The organism is Aminobacter sp. 01T433, assembly GCF_056398585.1.
The window spans coordinates 59,692-74,817 of the sequence record NZ_JBFTPR010000001.1; the positions used below are offsets into that span (position 1 = coordinate 59,692).

Sequence of the window (15,126 nt, forward strand, 5' to 3'; positions counted from 1 at the left end):
GGCGTCGCGGCCGTCCTCGTTCTCCCCGTTCTACGGGGAGAACGTCCCGGTAGGGGGATGAGGGGCAGCACCAGCATTGGCATCTTCAATTCACAGCGGCTGCGTGGTGTAGTCCGCCTCGGGCTTGTACATGCCGTCCTCGATCGCGGTGCGGTGGACGACGTTGAGCTTGCCGCCTTCGACCTTGGAAATGTTCTGGTGGCCGAAGACCTGGTGGATCTTGCCGTTGAAGATCTTGTCGCCTTGGGGGTGCTCGGGGCCTTCCTTGAATTCGGTCAGCGCCTCGGTCGCCTCCACCAGCTTGGCGCGATCCTCTGGTCCCCTGTAGCCCGAATCCTCCATCGCCTTCTTGATGACGTAGAGCGTTTCCCAGCAGCCGAACATGTGGGCGGCGGTCGAAACGTCCTTGGGGTCACTGACCGACGCGCCATTGTCGTCGATGCCGACGGCCTTGCGATAGGCCTTTTGGGCTTCGCTGTCATTGGCCTGGGCGTAGCGCGGCGAGCCCTCCCAGAAATGGCTGCCGTCGAGAAATTCGAGGCCGGGGCTGTTGATGTCGACGGCTTCGAGCGAGTCGATGAAGCCGAACAGCTGCGGCTTGTTCGAACCGTAGAATTCGCCGAGTTCCTTGACGAAGGTCAGCACGCCGGGGCCGACCATGACGTGGTACAAAACTTCGGTGTCGGCGGGGATCTGCGGCAAATATTTGGTGAACGAGCTTTCGGTCGGCGGGATCGGGATTTGCGCCACCACCTCGCCGCCCTGCGCCTCGATGGCGGGCGCCAAATAGTCGCGGTGGTCGTATCCGAAGGCATAGTCCGGATAGATCATCGTCACCTTCTTGCCGAGATTGGCAGCGACCCAGGGCGCCACCGAGGTGACCTGGGCGCGGACGTCGGTGATGCCGGGCTGGAAGACCCAGCGGTTCAGCTTGCCCGAGGCGACGTGGTAGCCCTCGCTGACCACATAATAGGGGATCTTGAGCTCGCCGGCGGTCGGCGCGGAGCCGACGACGACATGGCTGAACAGCGTGCCGAAGACGATGTCAGTCTTGTGCTGGGAGGCGAATTTTCCGACCACTTCTGCGCCGCGCTTGGGGTCGGTGCCGTCGTCCTCGACGATGATCTCGATCGGCCGGCCGTTGATGCCGCCGGCGTCGTTGATCAGCTTGACCGCAGCGTTGGTGGTCTTCTCATACCAGCGGCCATAGGCAGCACCAATGCCGGTGCGGTGGGCCTGGAAGCCGATCTTGATCGGGGCGGAAGATTGCGCCTGCGAATAGCGCACGAAGCCCGGCGCGGCCATCAGGCCGGCACCTGCGGCAATGCCCTTGAGTGCCGTGCGGCGGGTGAGGCCGGTTTTGCCGAGATCGAAAAAGCGATTGCTGTCAGTCATGCCCTATCCCCTTGCCGTGTCTTTTGACCAACCATGGTGCGGATCGGCGGCTCTTCCGTCCGGAATCCAAGAAACCGGCGAAAAATCGCATGTATACAAACTAGATCACCAATCCCGGGAGGTGGCAATAGTGCCTTCCGCAAGGTCAAAGCCACCTGCATTTGCACTATCCCGCAGTGGCTGTCGAGAGCAGCCACAGGCCGAAAACGGTATAGCCGATCATCAGCGCGGTAAGCGGCAACTGGCTGAGCGACGCGCTGGTGGCGGAGGGGTGCAGCCGCCAGGCGAGCACATGTGCGACCAGCACCGCCAGCACATGGCCACCGACGATGGCGACCGCCTGCAGGTTCCACACAAGCCAGGCGGAATGCGCGCCCATGACGATGCCGGCCTCGACCGGCATATGGGCCGTGCCGAACAGATTCCAGCCACGGGCGAACGGGTCCGACAAGGCGACAAGCGCATACTGGCCATTGACCAGGAGCGATGTCAGATAGTGCGAGAAATGGTAGGCGAGCGCGATCGGCACGATCGACCAGACAAACAGCCCCGCCGCCTGTTGCAAGGGCAGGGCGCTGCGCACCAGTCGTTCGCCGATCAGGACCGCCGAAAGCGCGACCGCCGCGAGCAGCATGAACATCGCCACGAGGCCGAAGCTGTTGGTGGCGACAAGGGCGGTGCGGCCGGGCAGTTCGAGCGGGTTGATGCCGTTGAGGCCAAGCCAGAAGAAGGTCTTGGAAAAACCATCGAAGGACACGGAGGCAAGCGTCAGCAGCAGGAACAATGCGCCCGACGGCGGCAGCGTTTCGGCTTCGTAGAGCTTGGCGCCGGGCCAGCACAAGGCAAGGCGCAGCCGCCCGCCGTCGTTCCTGCCATCGACAATGCCGAAGCGCCCGATCATGGCGAAGAAGGCGGACAGGAACTCGCCCTGCCGGCTCCAGCGTTCGAAGCCGAATGCCAGCATGGCAATGAGCGAAAACAGCCAGTAGGTTCCGGCGGCTATCGCTAGCCGCGTTGGGTCGTCGGGCGCGGGATCGATCAGCTCGAACCAGGCAAAGCCGAAGAACAGGATGAAGGCCGGCCAATAGCCGACCCACTCGGGCAGACGCAGCGGGCTGTCGCCTCTCGCAGCCAAACTCGACGCGCGCCTGATGAGGCGGTAGGGCCCATACCATGGGTTGAGCCAGTGCCAGAGATTGCCGAACAAGCCCTGGGCGAGGGTGAGGCCGACCCAGAGCAGCGTCCAAATGGTCAGGGGGAGCGGGTTGGACAGCGGATCGCGGCTGCCGAAGAACCCGGCAAGGATCAGTACCGCGAAGATGGCGAAGGACAACAAGCTGATAGGGAGTCGCAGATCGGGGATCGAACCAAGCGGCAAACGCCTGCGCCAGAAGGCGACGAGCCGCTCCGGCGGCACTAGCGCCAGCACGAGGAAACTGGCCGCCACGGCCAATGCTGCGCCGGCTATGTAATGCCCGGTCGGCAACAGCAGGACATGGCCGCGATCGGAGGCATGCGCGAGGGCGGGCAGTACTTGCCATATGGTCGCACCGCATGCGGCGAGCAGCGTCGCCACGGCGGCGCGTATGGTTCTGGCAGTGTTGGTTCCCCGTGTCACGCTTCCGATGTGCCATATGGCTGAGGTCGCGGGAAGGGACGACTATCGACGGCGGATGATGACGTCCACGTTTTACGAAGCCAATCTTTAGCCTCGCGATCCTTCGCACCCCCCTCTGGCCTGCCGGCCATCTCCCCCACAAGGAGGGAGATTAGTCTCGTCGCCGGCGGCGCCCATTCTGTCACGTTGCAAGGAAAAGCCCGGCGGCAATGGCGGAATTGGCGACTGGCCGCGGGGGCAGATGACGGCCTGATCTCCCCCCTTGTGGGGGAGATGCCCGGCAGGGCAGAGGGGGGTGGGACCGAGCGCGACTGAGGAGATTGCGGAGTTCCGCGGAACTATGTCCACGCCCGCCTCTACACCTTGACCAGCTGCTCGACGCGGTCCTTTTCGCCGAAGATGCGGAGGTAGCGGGCGATTTCCTTTTTGTCGCCGGTGGCCTTGGCCGGGTTGTCCGACAGTTTGACCGCCGGGCGGCCATTGGCCTCGGTGACCTTGCAGACCAGGGAAATGGCATTGAGCCTGTCGGTTTCGACAGGCGCGCAGCCCTCGAAATCGTTGGTCAAATTGGTGCCCCAGCCAAAGGACATGCGCACCTTGCCCTCGAAATGCCGGTAGGTCTCGATGATGGTGTCGACGTCGAGGCCGTCGGAGAAGATCAGCAGCTTGGACTTCGGGTCCTGGCCCTTCTTGCGCCACCACTCGATGATGCGCTCGCCGCCTTCGATCGGCGGGGCGCTGTCGGGGCGGAAGCCGGTCCAGTCGGCGACCCAGTCAGGCGCGTCGCGCAAGAAGGCCGCCGTGCCGAAGGCATCGGGCAAGACGATCAAAAGATTGCCGCCATAATAACGCTGCCAGTCGCGCAGCACCTTGTAGGGCGACTGCTTGAGCTCGTCTTCGCTGTTGGCCAGCGCCGCATAGACCATCGGTAGTTCATGAGCGTTGGTGCCCAGCGCTTCGAGGTCGGTGTCCATGGCAAGCAGCACGTTGGAGGTGCCGGTGAAGGCCTCGCCGATGCCTTCCTTGAGCGCTTCGACGCACCAGCGCTGCCACAAGAACGAGTGGCGGCGGCGCGTGCCGAAATCGGAGATCTTGATGTCGGGCAGCATCTTCAGCCGCTCGGTCTTGTCCCACATCTTGGCCTTGGCGCGAGCATAAAGCACGTCAAGCGCGAAGGGGCCGAAAGCCTTCATCACCGAGCGCGAGCGCAGCTCGTTGATGATGGCAAGGGCCGGGATTTCCCACATCGAGGTCAAGGACCAAGGGCCGGCGAAAGTCAGCTCATACTGGCCGTCGCGTTTTTCGAGCTCATAGGGCGGCAGCTGGAAATTTTCGAGCCAGGCGAGGAATTCCGGCTCGAAGATCTGCTTGCGGCCGTAGAAATTGTTGCCGCCAAGCCAGATCATCTCCTTTTTGGAAAAGCGCAGCGTGCGGGCGTGGTCGAGCTGCTCGCGCAATTCGCCCTCGTCGATCTCGTCTGCGAGCTTGACCGAAGTCGCGCGGTTGATCAGCGAGAAGGTGGCGTCGACCTTGGGGTGCATGCCCCAGATCATTTGCAGCATCAAAAGCTTGTAGAAGTCCGTGTCGAGCAGGGACCGCACGATCGGATCCAGCTTCCAGGTGTGGTTGTACACCCGTCGTGCAATGTCGGTCCTGGCCATGCCGCTTCATTCCTCCCGGCGCATGGCCCTGAAAATCGGAATCGATCTTCGCTAGGGGTCATGCACAGACTTAAAGTGCTATAGCGCCGCGCAGGCGCGACCTCGTTGACAGCTTTGAGATATAGCGCGCGGGCGATCAAGCTGCAGACGAGAAAAAAGCAACCCTGGCCCTATAGTCGCATCGGCAAAACAAGGTAGGCGCGAAGGCTTGCGAAGACTAGCTGGCGACTGTCGATTTCTGCGCGCGTCTCTTGCGGATGCTGATCTGGCCGGTAACGGACTGCTCGGTGCGCGCCGGAAGCTCCTCGCGCTGGGCGAATAGCCAGTCGATGAAGACCTGGGCGATCGGCGCCGATCTCACTTCGTTGCGGCACACCACATAGAAGGCATCGACCGCGGGGACCGAAAAATTGAATGGCGTGACCAGCTGACCCTTGGCAAGCAGCGAGCTTGCGGTAACGCTGTCGCCGAGAGCCAGGCCATGGCCGTGCACGGCGGCCTCGGTGGTGAGGCTCGCACCGGCCATGCGGTGTTGCTGTAGCGGCCTGATATCAAGCGCATCGGCTGCAGTCAGCCAGGTGTGCCATTCTCGGCCTTCGTCGGCATGCAGCAGCACGTGATCGGCAAGATCGCGCACGCTGCGGATGGGCCGGTTGTTGATCAACGTCGGGCTGACCACCGGAAAGAGTTCCAGTGTTGACCATTTCTTCATCCAGCAATCGCTCCACCTGCCGTCACCATAGAGCAGGCAGACGTCGACGTCGGGCGAATGGATGTCACGGGCATCGTTGGTGGCGTTCAGCGTCAGGCTGATACCAGGGTACTGCGCGGTGAAGCCGCCAAGTCTTGGCACCAGCCACAATGAAAGCAATGCCGGCACGCAGCTGACGGTGAGCTTGCCCGAGCTCGTCGGCCGCGTCATGCGGGCAGTGGCGGCGGCTATGCTTTCAAAGGCACCCGACACAGCCGGCAATAGCTCGGCGCCTTGGGGGGTGAGCTTGAGGCGCGACCCGGCGCGCTCCAGGAGCTTGACCTTGAGGGTCGCTTCGAGCGCCCGGATCTGGTGGCTGATCGCGCCATGGGTGACGTTGAGCTCGACCGCTGCCTTGGTCAGCGAGCCATGGCGCGCGGTCGCTTCGAAGGCGCGCAGCGGGTTCAGCGGGGGCAGGCGCCTGGACATCAAAAACTCCACGGCAAGGGCCGTTTACTGTGAGAAATTCTCACAGCGGAGACCTTAACATTATCAATTGCTATTTCAACGGAGCTGCCGGAGACTTGGCCAACAACAACAAAAAAGCATGCGGGGAACACGAGGTATCAGGCTGGCCGCGGGAGCGGACGGCGGCAGGCGATCGTCCCGCATTGCAACTCGAGCCACAGGAGGAAATCATGGGTTTCGACGTCAAAAAACTTGACGAGCTGCGCAAGAAATATGGCGAAGGCCATGGCGGCGATCTGTTTGACCCGAAATTTCGTCGCGTCGCCGACAAGATCTTCAACAAGGCCGGCACGCGGCTTGCGCCCTATTCGGGCATCCCGACCTTCCTGACCGCGCCTTATCGGGAGATCGACAACGACAACCCGGATTTCGGCGACCTGCAGGTGGCGATGATCGGCGTGCCGATGGATCTCGGCGTCACCAACCGTCCCGGCTCGCGTTTTGGACCGCGTGCGCTGCGCACCATCGAGCGCATCGGGCCCTACAACCACGTGCTCGACTGCGCGCCGGTGCAGGAGCTTAGGGTCGCCGACATCGGCGACGTGCCGTTCCGCAGCCGCTACCGGCTCGAACTCAGCCATGAGGACATCGAGCGCCGCATCGGCCAGATCGTCGATGCCGGCGTTGTGCCGCTGTCGGTCGGCGGCGACCATTCGATCACCCATCCGATCCTCAAGGCGGTCGGCAAGAAACGCCCCGTCGGCATGATCCACATCGATGCCCATTGCGACACCGGCGGCGCCTACGACCTGACCAAATTCCACCATGGCGGCCCGTTCCGCAACGCGGTGCTCGATGGCGTGCTCGACCCAAGCCGCGTCGTCCAGATCGGCATTCGCGGCTCGGCCGAATATCTGTGGGAGTTCTCCTACGAATCCGGCATGACCATCATCCACGCCGAAGAGGTCAGCGGCATGGGCATTCCGGCCGTCATCGAAAAGGCGAAGAAGATCGTCGGCGACGGCCCGACCTATTTGTCCTTCGACATCGACAGCCTCGACCCGGCCTTTGCGCCTGGCACCGGCACGCCGGAAGTCGGCGGTCTGACGACGCGCGAAGTGCTGGAGATCGTGCGCGGTTTGAAGGGCCTCAACCTTGTCGGCGGCGATGTCGTCGAGGTCGCCCCGCAATACGACTCGACCACCAACACGGCGCATGCCGGCGCCCAGGTGCTGTTTGAAATCCTGAGCCTGATGATGTTCAGCCCCTTCGTCACCAACAAGGGTGCATAAACAACAACAATTTCGACTGGCCGCTGTTTGGGAAGCAGCGGCCAGGTGCTAACGAGACTGTTCAACAAGCAAACATTCCAGAGGGAACCACGACATGAACATCAAGACGATATTGCAATCGACGGTCGCCGCTCTGATTGTCGCTGGCACCGCCGCCTTCGCGGTGCAGCCGGCCAATGCCGACGCGCTCGAAGACATCGCCAAGGCAGGCCAGATCAATGTCGGCGTCTTTGCCGATTTCCCGCCCTTTTCCTCGGCCAGCGCCGACATGAGCCTCAAGGGCTATGACATGGATGTGGCGCAGGCGATCGCCGATGCGCTCAAGGTCAAGCTCAATCCGGTACCGGTGACCGGCCAGAACCGCATTCCCTACCTCACCGACCATCGCGTCGACCTGCTGATGAGCGTCGGCTACTCCAAGGAACGCGAGCAGGTCATCGACTTCGCCGCCGCCTACGCGCCTTACTACATCGCCGTGATCGGCCCTGCCGATATGAAGGTAGCTGGCAAGGACGACCTCGCCGGCAAGTCGATCGCCGTCAATCGCGGCACGCTGGAAGACACCTCGCTGACCGAGGCTGCACCTGCCACCGCTGACATCAAGCGCTTCGACAACTACAACGCCGTCATCCAGGCCTTCATCTCGGGCCAGACCCAGCTGATGGTGGTCGGCAACGACGTGGGCGCCCAGGTTCTGGCGCGCCAGGAGGCACTGAAGCCGGAGCAGAAGTTCCAGCTTTTGACCTCGCCTTCGCATATCGGCCTCAACAAGAGCGAGGACGGCTTGAAGAAGGTCATCAACGACACTGTCGCAGCGATGCTCGCCGACGGCCGCCTCAGCAAATCGTCCGAGGCGTGGCTGAAGGTTCCGCTCAACCCCGAAAACCTCAAGGACTGATCGGTGAGCTACAGCCTCGACTTCGGCTGGCTTGAAGGGGCACTGGGCGCGATCGCGCGCGGTGCCGCCATGACCATCTTCTTGATCGTGGTAACGACGCTGGCCGGCACGGTGATCTCCGTGCTGGCTGCCGCCGGCCGCCGCAGCGGTCCGCTGTGGCTCAAGCGCGCCATCACGGTCTATGTCGAGGTAATCAGGAATACGCCGTTCCTGGTGCAATTGTTCTTCATCTTCTTTGGCCTGCCGGCGATCGGCATCAGGCTCGATCCGATCGCTGCCGCCATCCTGGCGATGACGCTCAACATGGCCGCCTACACCACCGAGATCGTAGGTGCCGGCCTCGATGCGGTGCCGAAAGGCCAGCGCGAGGCGGCCTTTGCTTTGGGCTTGCGGCCGCGCCAGGTCTTCGTCAAGATCGTGCTGCCGCAGGCGCTGAAAGTCATTTTTCCGGCGCTGACGAGCCAGATCGTGATCATGATGCTCGAATCCTCGGTCGTGTCGCAGATCGCAGTGAGTGAACTCACCTACGAAGCCGACATGCTGCAGGCGCGGACGTTCCGCCCCTTCGAGACCTATTTCGTCGTCGCCATGATCTATCTCGGTCTTTCGATCGCGCTGCGCCGGCTTCTGGTCGGCATCGGCCGCCGTACGTTGTCGGCAGGCGTATCATGATCGAATTCACCTTCTGGGATATCCTGCGCAACCTGATCTTCGCGACGCGCTGGACAGTGCTGTTGTCGATCGCCGCCTTTGTCGGCGGCGGCATTGTCGGCATCGCCATCCTGTTTCTGCGCATCTCCAAGGGCAAGTGGAAACGCCGCTTTGCCAGCGGCTACATCGCGCTGTTTCAGGGCACGCCTTTGCTGATGCAGCTGTTTTTGATGTTCTTTGGCCTGCCGATGCTCGGCTTCCGCATTGAACCATGGACGGCGGCCGTGCTCGGCCTGACCTTCTTTGCCAGCGCCTATCTCGCCGAGATCTGGCGCGGTGGTGTCGATGCCTTGCCGCGCGGCCAATGGGATGCCGGTGCAAGCCTCGGCCTGCATTATGTCCAGGAGCTGCGCCTTATCATCCTGCCGCAGGCCTTTGCCATCACGCGCGCACCGGTAGTCGGCTTCCTCGTCCAGCTGATCAAGGCAACTGCGCTGACCTCGATCATCGGCTTTGAGGAATTGCTCAGGACGTCGAACGCCATCAACAACGCGACATTTGAGCCGTTCACCGTCTACGGGCTGGTGGCCGTGATCTTCTTCGTGCTTTGCTACCCGCTGACCCAATATGCCCGTTCACTGGAGGCCCGCGCCGCAGCACGCTGACACGAGCCTCCATCATAAAAAAATCATGGGAACGTCCGGCAAAAGCCGGCAATAAATGAGGAGAAGACCGATGAAAAAGATACTGAACACCCCAATCAGCCGGCGCGCCGTGCTGGGCGCCGGTGTCGCCTCGGCGAGCTTGCTTGCCATGCCATCGATCCTGAGGGCGCAGGACAAGTCGATCAAGATCGGCGTCTATGGCGGCTACTTCAAGAAGTCGTTCGACGAGCACATCTTCCCCGAATTCACCAAGGCAACCGGCATCGCGGTCGAATCCATCGCCGAGCCGACCGGCGAAGCCTGGCTGGTGCAGCTCGAACAGGCGGCCAAGGCAGGCCAGGCGCCGGCCGATCTTTCGATGATGTCGCAGATCGCGATGCTCAAGGGCCAGTCGACCAATCTTTGGGCGCCGCTCGACCTTGCCAAGATCAAGAACAGCTCGAACCTGATCGAGCATTTCATCAACAAGTACCCGGACGGTCGCGTCGCCGGTATCGGTGCGGTGGCCTGGTACATCACGCTTGTCACCAACACCAACGTCTTCCCGACCGCGCCCGACAGCTGGGCGGCGCTCTGGGATCCGGCCAACGTCGACAAGCTCGGCCTGCTGGCCCTCGCCTCCAACTCCTTCCTGCTCGAAGTGACGGCGACTACCTTCATGGGCGGCACCAAGGCGCTCGACACCGAGGAAGGCATACTGAAGGCGCTGGACAAGCTCGCCGAGGTCAAGCCGAACGTGCGGCTGTGGTATCGTGACGAGGCGCAGTTCGAACAGGCGCTGAAGTCGGGCGAAATCCCGATGGGCCAGTATTATCACGATGTTACGGGTCTCGCGGCGGCAGAGGGCCACCCTGTACGCTCGACCTTCCCCAAGGAAGGCGGCATCCAGGATTCCGGCTCGTGGGTCTTGTCGCGCGCTTCGAAGAAGACCGAGGAGGCGCATGCCTTCATCGATCACATGTGCCAGCCCGCCGTGCAGTCGCTGATGTCGCGCAAGGTCGGCACCGCACCGACGGTCAAGCGCGATCTGCTCGACCTGACGCCGGAACAGTTCGCCGCCGTGTCGTCGGACATTCCGCCGATCATCCCGCGCTACGATCTGTACACCACCAAGGCCGACTGGATTAACCAGAAGTGGACCGAGCTGATCGTTGGCTGATCTTCTTGTTCCTTCTCCCCGCTCGCGGGGAGAAGGTGGCCCGTAGGGCCGGATGAGGGGCAGAGCCAGCGTAGCAGGGTTTGCGCCGCCCCTCATCTGCCTGCCGGCATCTTCTCCCCGTAAACGGGGAGAAGAGAGGCTGCCGCAACGCCGCTCCACTTTCCAATTGACGACTGCCGGGCTCCGTCTCGACGGTCACAACAACACTTCTGAGGCCCCCCATGTCCGGACTTGAGCTCAAGGACATCACCAAGACCTTCGGCAACTTCAAGGCTGTCGACACGGCCAATCTGTCGGTGCCGCATGGCAAGTTCGTTTGCCTGCTCGGGCCGTCGGGCTGCGGCAAGACCACGCTTTTGCGTATGATTGCCGGTCTTGAGGAGCCGACCAGCGGGGAGATCTTGCTCGACGGCACCGACATCACGCCGATGCCGACGCACAAGCGCAATCTCGGCATGGTGTTCCAGTCGCTGGCGCTGTTTCCGCATCTGTCGGTCGGCGACAATATCTCCTATGCGTTGCGTATTCGCGGCGCCTCGCGCGAAGACCAGAAGAAGCGCTCCGACGAACTGCTCAAGCTGATCGATCTGCCCGGCTTCAGCGACCGCCCGGTGGCAAAGCTCTCCGGCGGCCAGCGCCAGCGCGTGGCCATCGCGCGTGCGCTTGCGCTGTCGCCAAAACTGTTTTTGCTCGACGAGCCGCTGTCGGCGCTCGACGCCAAGCTGCGCGAGGCGATGCAGGTCGAACTGCGCCAGCTGCAGCAAAGGCTCGGCATCACCACCTTCGTCGTCACCCACGACCAGCGCGAGGCCATGACCATGGCCGATCTTGTCGTTGTCATGGGCAACGGCAAGATTCTCCAGGCAGCTCCGCCGATTGAAATCTACCGCAAGCCGGCGGACGCCTTCGTCGCCGACTTCATCGGCATGACCAATCTGCTCGATGCGACCGCCGACCGGCTTGGCCGCGTCTCGGTGCTCGGCCACGCCATTCCCCATCTGACGATGCCAGAGGGCCTGACCAAAGCCTCGGTGTCGATCCGCCCCGAGGACGTGCACCTGGGCCCGGTCGGCGGCGACGCGATCGCAGGCACTGTGACCTTCGTGCGCGACCTTGGCGGCACCATCGAGACCTTTGTCGAGGCTGGGGGCAAAACCATCGTTGCTGTCGCCACGCCGCGCGAACGGCCCGAGGTCGTGGCCGGCCAGCAGGTTGGCCTGATCCTGCCGGCGGAAGCCTGCGTGGTGCTCAAATCATGAAACGTGAGGCGCCGAAATCGATCGCCGACTACAGCCCGCTGTTTTTTCCCGGGCTGATGCTGATCGTCTTTTTCGTCGTGCCGTTTTCGACGATGATCGTGGTGAGCTTTTTCCAGCGTGATCCCTCGGGCTTCTACACGCCCGATTTCGTCTTCACCAACTATGCCCGCTTCCTCACGCCCTTCTTCGGCAAGGTGCTGGGCTTTTCGCTGATGCTGGCGGTGATGGTCGCCATCTGCTGCGTGGTCATCGCTTTTCCCTTCACCTTCCTGCTCACCAAGCGGCCGCGCAAGGTGCAGACGGTCTGGCTGGTCTGCCTGCTGTCGGTGCTTTCGCTATCCGAGGTCATCATCGGCTTTGCCTGGTCGACGCTGTTTTCGCGTACCGCCGGCATCACCAACTTGTTCGTCGCCATCGGCCTGATGAAGGAGCCGGTGGCGCTTTTGCCAAGCTTCTGGGCGGTGCTGACCGGCATGGTCTACCAGGCGCTGCCCTATACGATCCTGGTGCTGTATCCCGCTTTGGTGCGGCTTGACCCGACACTGCTGGAAGCAGCACGAACGCTCGGCGCCTCGCCGATCAGGGCCTTTCTCAACGTTGTCGTGCCGGCCCTGCGCAACACCATCGTCGCGACGCTGATTATGGTCTTCGTCTTCGCGCTCGGTTCGTACCTGTTGCCGCAGATCCTTGGCCGGCCTTCGCATTGGACGCTGTCGGTGCTGATCACCGACCAGGCGGTCTACCAGTCCAACATGCCGTTCGCTGCGGCGATGGCGGTGTTCCTGGTGCTGATGTCGCTGGCGCTGGTGGGGTTGACGCTGCTTGTCGGGCGCAGGGAGAACGCGCTGTGAAACAGACCTTCCTTCGCCGGCTTTATTTCACAGCCGTAGCCCTGTTTCTCGCCGCGCCGCTGATCGTCGTTGCCGGCGTTTCGGTCAATGAAAAGCAGGATCTGGCCTTCCCGCCAAAAGGCTTTTCGCTGGCCTGGTATGCGCAGATCTTCGCCGACCCGGAGTGGCGCAAGGCGCTGATCGCCTCGCTGTCGCTGGCGGTCACCGCGGCGGCACTGGCCGTCGCCATCGCCTTGCCGCTCGCGTGGTTCCTGTGGCGGCGCATCGCGCCTTGGGCGAATGTCTTCCAGATTCTCGGGCTCGCACCCTTCATCCTGCCGCCTGTCATCTCAGCCCTTGGCATGCTGACCTTTTGGGCGACGACGGGTTTCTATGGCCAGCCATGGACGGCTGTCATCAGCCACGCGATCTTTTTCGTCACGCTGCCGCTGGTGACTTTGTCGCTCGGCTTTGCCTCCATCGACCGCTCGCTGGTCGAGGCGGCGGCGACCATGGGCGCCGACGACCGCACGGTGCTGAAGACGGTGGTGCTGCCGCTGATCCGACCCTATCTCGTGTCGGGCTATGCCTTTGCCTTCGTCCTGTCGCTCAACGAATACATCGTTGCTTACATGACGATCGGCTTCACGCTCGAAACCCTTCCGATCAAGATCTTCAACGCCCTGCGTTACGGCTACACGCCGACAATGGCCTCGGTGTCGGTGTTTTTCGTTGCGGTGGCAGCTTTGGTGTTCGGGCTGATCGCGAGGTTCGGCGATATCAGGAAGCTGCTCGGGGCGATGTCGTCTGAGAGTTGATAGGAGCGGGCATACCTAAGCCCGTCATCCCGGAAAGCGCAGCTTATCCGGGACCCATTGATCAGCGCGGCCGGGTGGCGTGAAGGGCGCTGGCATGCGCCATGGTGAGGACCCGGCCGTGCTCCACGTTGGCCGGACCAATGGGTCCCGGGTCTTACTTCGCTTCGCTCAGTCGCCCGGGATGACGCTCGTTGCGGCCCTTTTCGTCAGATCACCGGCCGGTCCATGAGGCCAAGCTTTTCGCGCCTGAGCCAGCGCCACAAAAGCAGCGCCGACACTACGGCGAGGCCGGTGAACAGGCCGATCCAGATGCCGCGGCCCTCGAAGCCGAAATGGAAGGCGAGCACCACGCCGAGCGGCAGGCCGATGCCCCAATAGCCGATCGCCGCGTAGATCATCGGAATGGTGGTGTCCTGCAGGCCGCGCAGCATGCCGGCAGACACCGCCTGCGCGCCGTCGACGACCTGGAACAGGGCGGCGAAGACGAGGAAAGTGATGGCAAGGCCGATGACATTGGCGTTGGCCGGGTCGCTGACGTCGATGAACGCGCCGATCAGGGCATGCGGCCATAAGACCATGACCAGCGCCATCAGCGCCATGAACGATACGCCGAGCACATAGGCGGTCCAGCCGGCACGGGTGATGCCGTCATGGTCCTTCGCGCCAAAGGCGAGCCCGACGCGCACGGTGACTGCTTGGCCAAGGCCGAGCGGGATCATGAAGGTGACAGCGCAGATCTGGATGGCGATGGCGTGTGCGGCAAGCGACGCCGAGTTGATCAGGCCCATCAGGAAGGCGGCGGCATTGAAGATGGTCACCTCGAAGGCAAGGATGCCGGAGATCGGAGCACCCAGCTTGAGCAGGGCCTTGAAGCGTGGCCAGTCGGCCCGCCAGAAGCGGCCGAACAGCCGGTAGCGGCGGAACTTCTTTTCCATCATCACCACGGCCGCCATGCCGACAAACATCATCGCGCTGGCGATGCTGGTTGCGAGGCCCGAACCGGCGATGCCCATCTCAGGGAAACCCCATTTGCCGAACACCAAAAGCCAGTTGCCGAGCGCATTGGCAGCAACGGCGATCGCCATGATGACCAGCGCCCAGCCGGGGCGCTCAAGTGCCGAGATGAAGGAGCGCAAGACGATGTAGCCGAAGAACGGCAACGCCGCCCATTGCAGGTGATGCACATAGATGCCGGCCTGCTCGGCGAGCTTGGGCTCCTGGCCCATGACGAGCAGGATCGGCTCGGTGAACCACAACAGGCCCCAGATCGGTATGGAGATGAGGACGGCGAGCCACAGGCCCTGGCGCACGGTGCGGCGGACATCACGCACCGAATGGCGCTTGCGGCCGAGCTCGGCGGCCATCATCGGCGAGGTCGCATACATCAGGCCAAGCCCGAAGATCAGCGGCGCGAAATAGAGGTTCGAGCCGAGCGCGCCGGCAGCGAGCGCATCGGGACCGAGCCGGCCGAGCATCATGACGTCGGTGGCGGTCATCGCCGTCTGCGCCAGGTTGGTGAGGATCATCGGCCAGGCGAGCGCCAGCATCGCACGAATTTCGTGACGCCAAGGAGTTGCCGGTGATTGCGCGCCGGTTGCGATCGCAGACATTTTTTCGTCTTTCGTGCCGATATCGCGAGATATGCCGCCGATATCAGTCGATTAGGCCTCAAAACGTTTGGTTTTGCCTCGCCTTGGCCAGCGTTTTGCAGCAATCGGGCT

13 protein-coding genes are annotated in these 15,126 nt (G+C 62.7%); 8 read left to right on the forward strand and 5 right to left on the reverse strand.

All coding sequences use genetic code 11. From position 1 onward, the window contains the following. Window positions 1-90 precede the first annotated feature (90 nt). The 4 genes from AC1DLV_RS00285 to gcvA all read right to left on the reverse strand — a co-directional run bounded on the left by AC1DLV_RS00285 (window position 91) and on the right by gcvA (window position 5,854). On the reverse strand, window positions 91-1,395 hold the full coding sequence (locus AC1DLV_RS00285) for an ABC transporter substrate-binding protein (protein ID WP_476800536.1): 1,305 nt from the start codon (window positions 1,393-1,395) through the stop codon (window positions 91-93). Window positions 1,396-1,561: 166 nt separating this feature from the next. Then, the gene (locus AC1DLV_RS00290) at window positions 1,562-2,971 is read right to left on the reverse strand and encodes a hypothetical protein (RefSeq protein WP_476836115.1); all 1,410 of its coding nucleotides are present in this window, start codon (window positions 2,969-2,971) and stop codon (window positions 1,562-1,564) included. Window positions 2,972-3,369: 398 nt separating this feature from the next. Beyond that, a complete protein-coding gene (gene pncB / locus AC1DLV_RS00295; RefSeq protein WP_476800534.1) occupies window positions 3,370-4,674 on the reverse strand; it encodes a nicotinate phosphoribosyltransferase in 1,305 nt (434 codons plus the stop codon). Between the two features lie 217 nt (window positions 4,675-4,891). After that, window positions 4,892-5,854, reverse strand: coding sequence for a transcriptional regulator GcvA (gene gcvA, locus AC1DLV_RS00300; RefSeq protein WP_476800533.1), 963 nt, complete (start codon window positions 5,852-5,854; stop codon window positions 4,892-4,894). Window positions 5,855-6,063: 209 nt separating this feature from the next. Between gcvA and speB the strand changes: the two genes are divergently transcribed. The 8 genes from speB (at window position 6,064) to AC1DLV_RS00340 (ending at window position 13,405) form a co-directional block, all read left to right on the forward strand. Then, window positions 6,064-7,125 carry an agmatinase gene (speB, locus tag AC1DLV_RS00305; protein ID WP_476800532.1) on the forward strand — a complete coding sequence of 354 codons (1,062 nt, stop codon included), beginning with the start codon at window positions 6,064-6,066 and terminating at the stop codon, window positions 7,123-7,125. Window positions 7,126-7,219: 94 nt separating this feature from the next. Further along, window positions 7,220-8,023 (forward strand): transporter substrate-binding domain-containing protein, encoded by an 804-nt coding sequence (locus AC1DLV_RS00310; RefSeq protein WP_476800531.1) that lies wholly within the window; start codon window positions 7,220-7,222, stop codon window positions 8,021-8,023. 3 nt (window positions 8,024-8,026) lie between these two features. After that, window positions 8,027-8,695, forward strand: a complete 669-nt coding sequence (locus tag AC1DLV_RS00315; RefSeq protein ID WP_476781425.1) for an amino acid ABC transporter permease — start codon at window positions 8,027-8,029, stop codon at window positions 8,693-8,695. Then, window positions 8,692-9,339, forward strand: coding sequence for an amino acid ABC transporter permease (locus AC1DLV_RS00320; RefSeq protein WP_109575783.1), 648 nt, complete (start codon window positions 8,692-8,694; stop codon window positions 9,337-9,339). The genes AC1DLV_RS00315 and AC1DLV_RS00320 overlap by 4 nt, the downstream gene beginning before the upstream one ends. A gap of 70 nt (window positions 9,340-9,409) precedes the next feature. Then, window positions 9,410-10,498: an ABC transporter substrate-binding protein gene (locus AC1DLV_RS00325; protein WP_476800530.1), complete on the forward strand. Its 1,089-nt coding sequence runs from the start codon at window positions 9,410-9,412 to the stop codon at window positions 10,496-10,498. A gap of 221 nt (window positions 10,499-10,719) precedes the next feature. Then, complete coding sequence (locus AC1DLV_RS00330; protein ID WP_476800529.1) at window positions 10,720-11,757, forward strand: ABC transporter ATP-binding protein; 1,038 nt, start codon at window positions 10,720-10,722, stop codon at window positions 11,755-11,757. Next, window positions 11,754-12,608 (forward strand): ABC transporter permease, encoded by an 855-nt coding sequence (locus AC1DLV_RS00335; protein WP_476800528.1) that lies wholly within the window; start codon window positions 11,754-11,756, stop codon window positions 12,606-12,608. The genes AC1DLV_RS00330 and AC1DLV_RS00335 overlap by 4 nt, the downstream gene beginning before the upstream one ends. Then, window positions 12,605-13,405, forward strand: coding sequence for an ABC transporter permease (locus tag AC1DLV_RS00340; protein WP_476800527.1), 801 nt, complete (start codon window positions 12,605-12,607; stop codon window positions 13,403-13,405). Before AC1DLV_RS00335 ends, AC1DLV_RS00340 begins: the two co-directional genes overlap by 4 nt. A gap of 206 nt (window positions 13,406-13,611) precedes the next feature. Here AC1DLV_RS00340 and AC1DLV_RS00345 read toward each other — a convergent pair whose 3' ends face one another. Beyond that, window positions 13,612-15,015: an MATE family efflux transporter gene (locus tag AC1DLV_RS00345; RefSeq protein ID WP_476800526.1), complete on the reverse strand. Its 1,404-nt coding sequence runs from the start codon at window positions 15,013-15,015 to the stop codon at window positions 13,612-13,614. Window positions 15,016-15,126 lie beyond the last annotated feature (111 nt).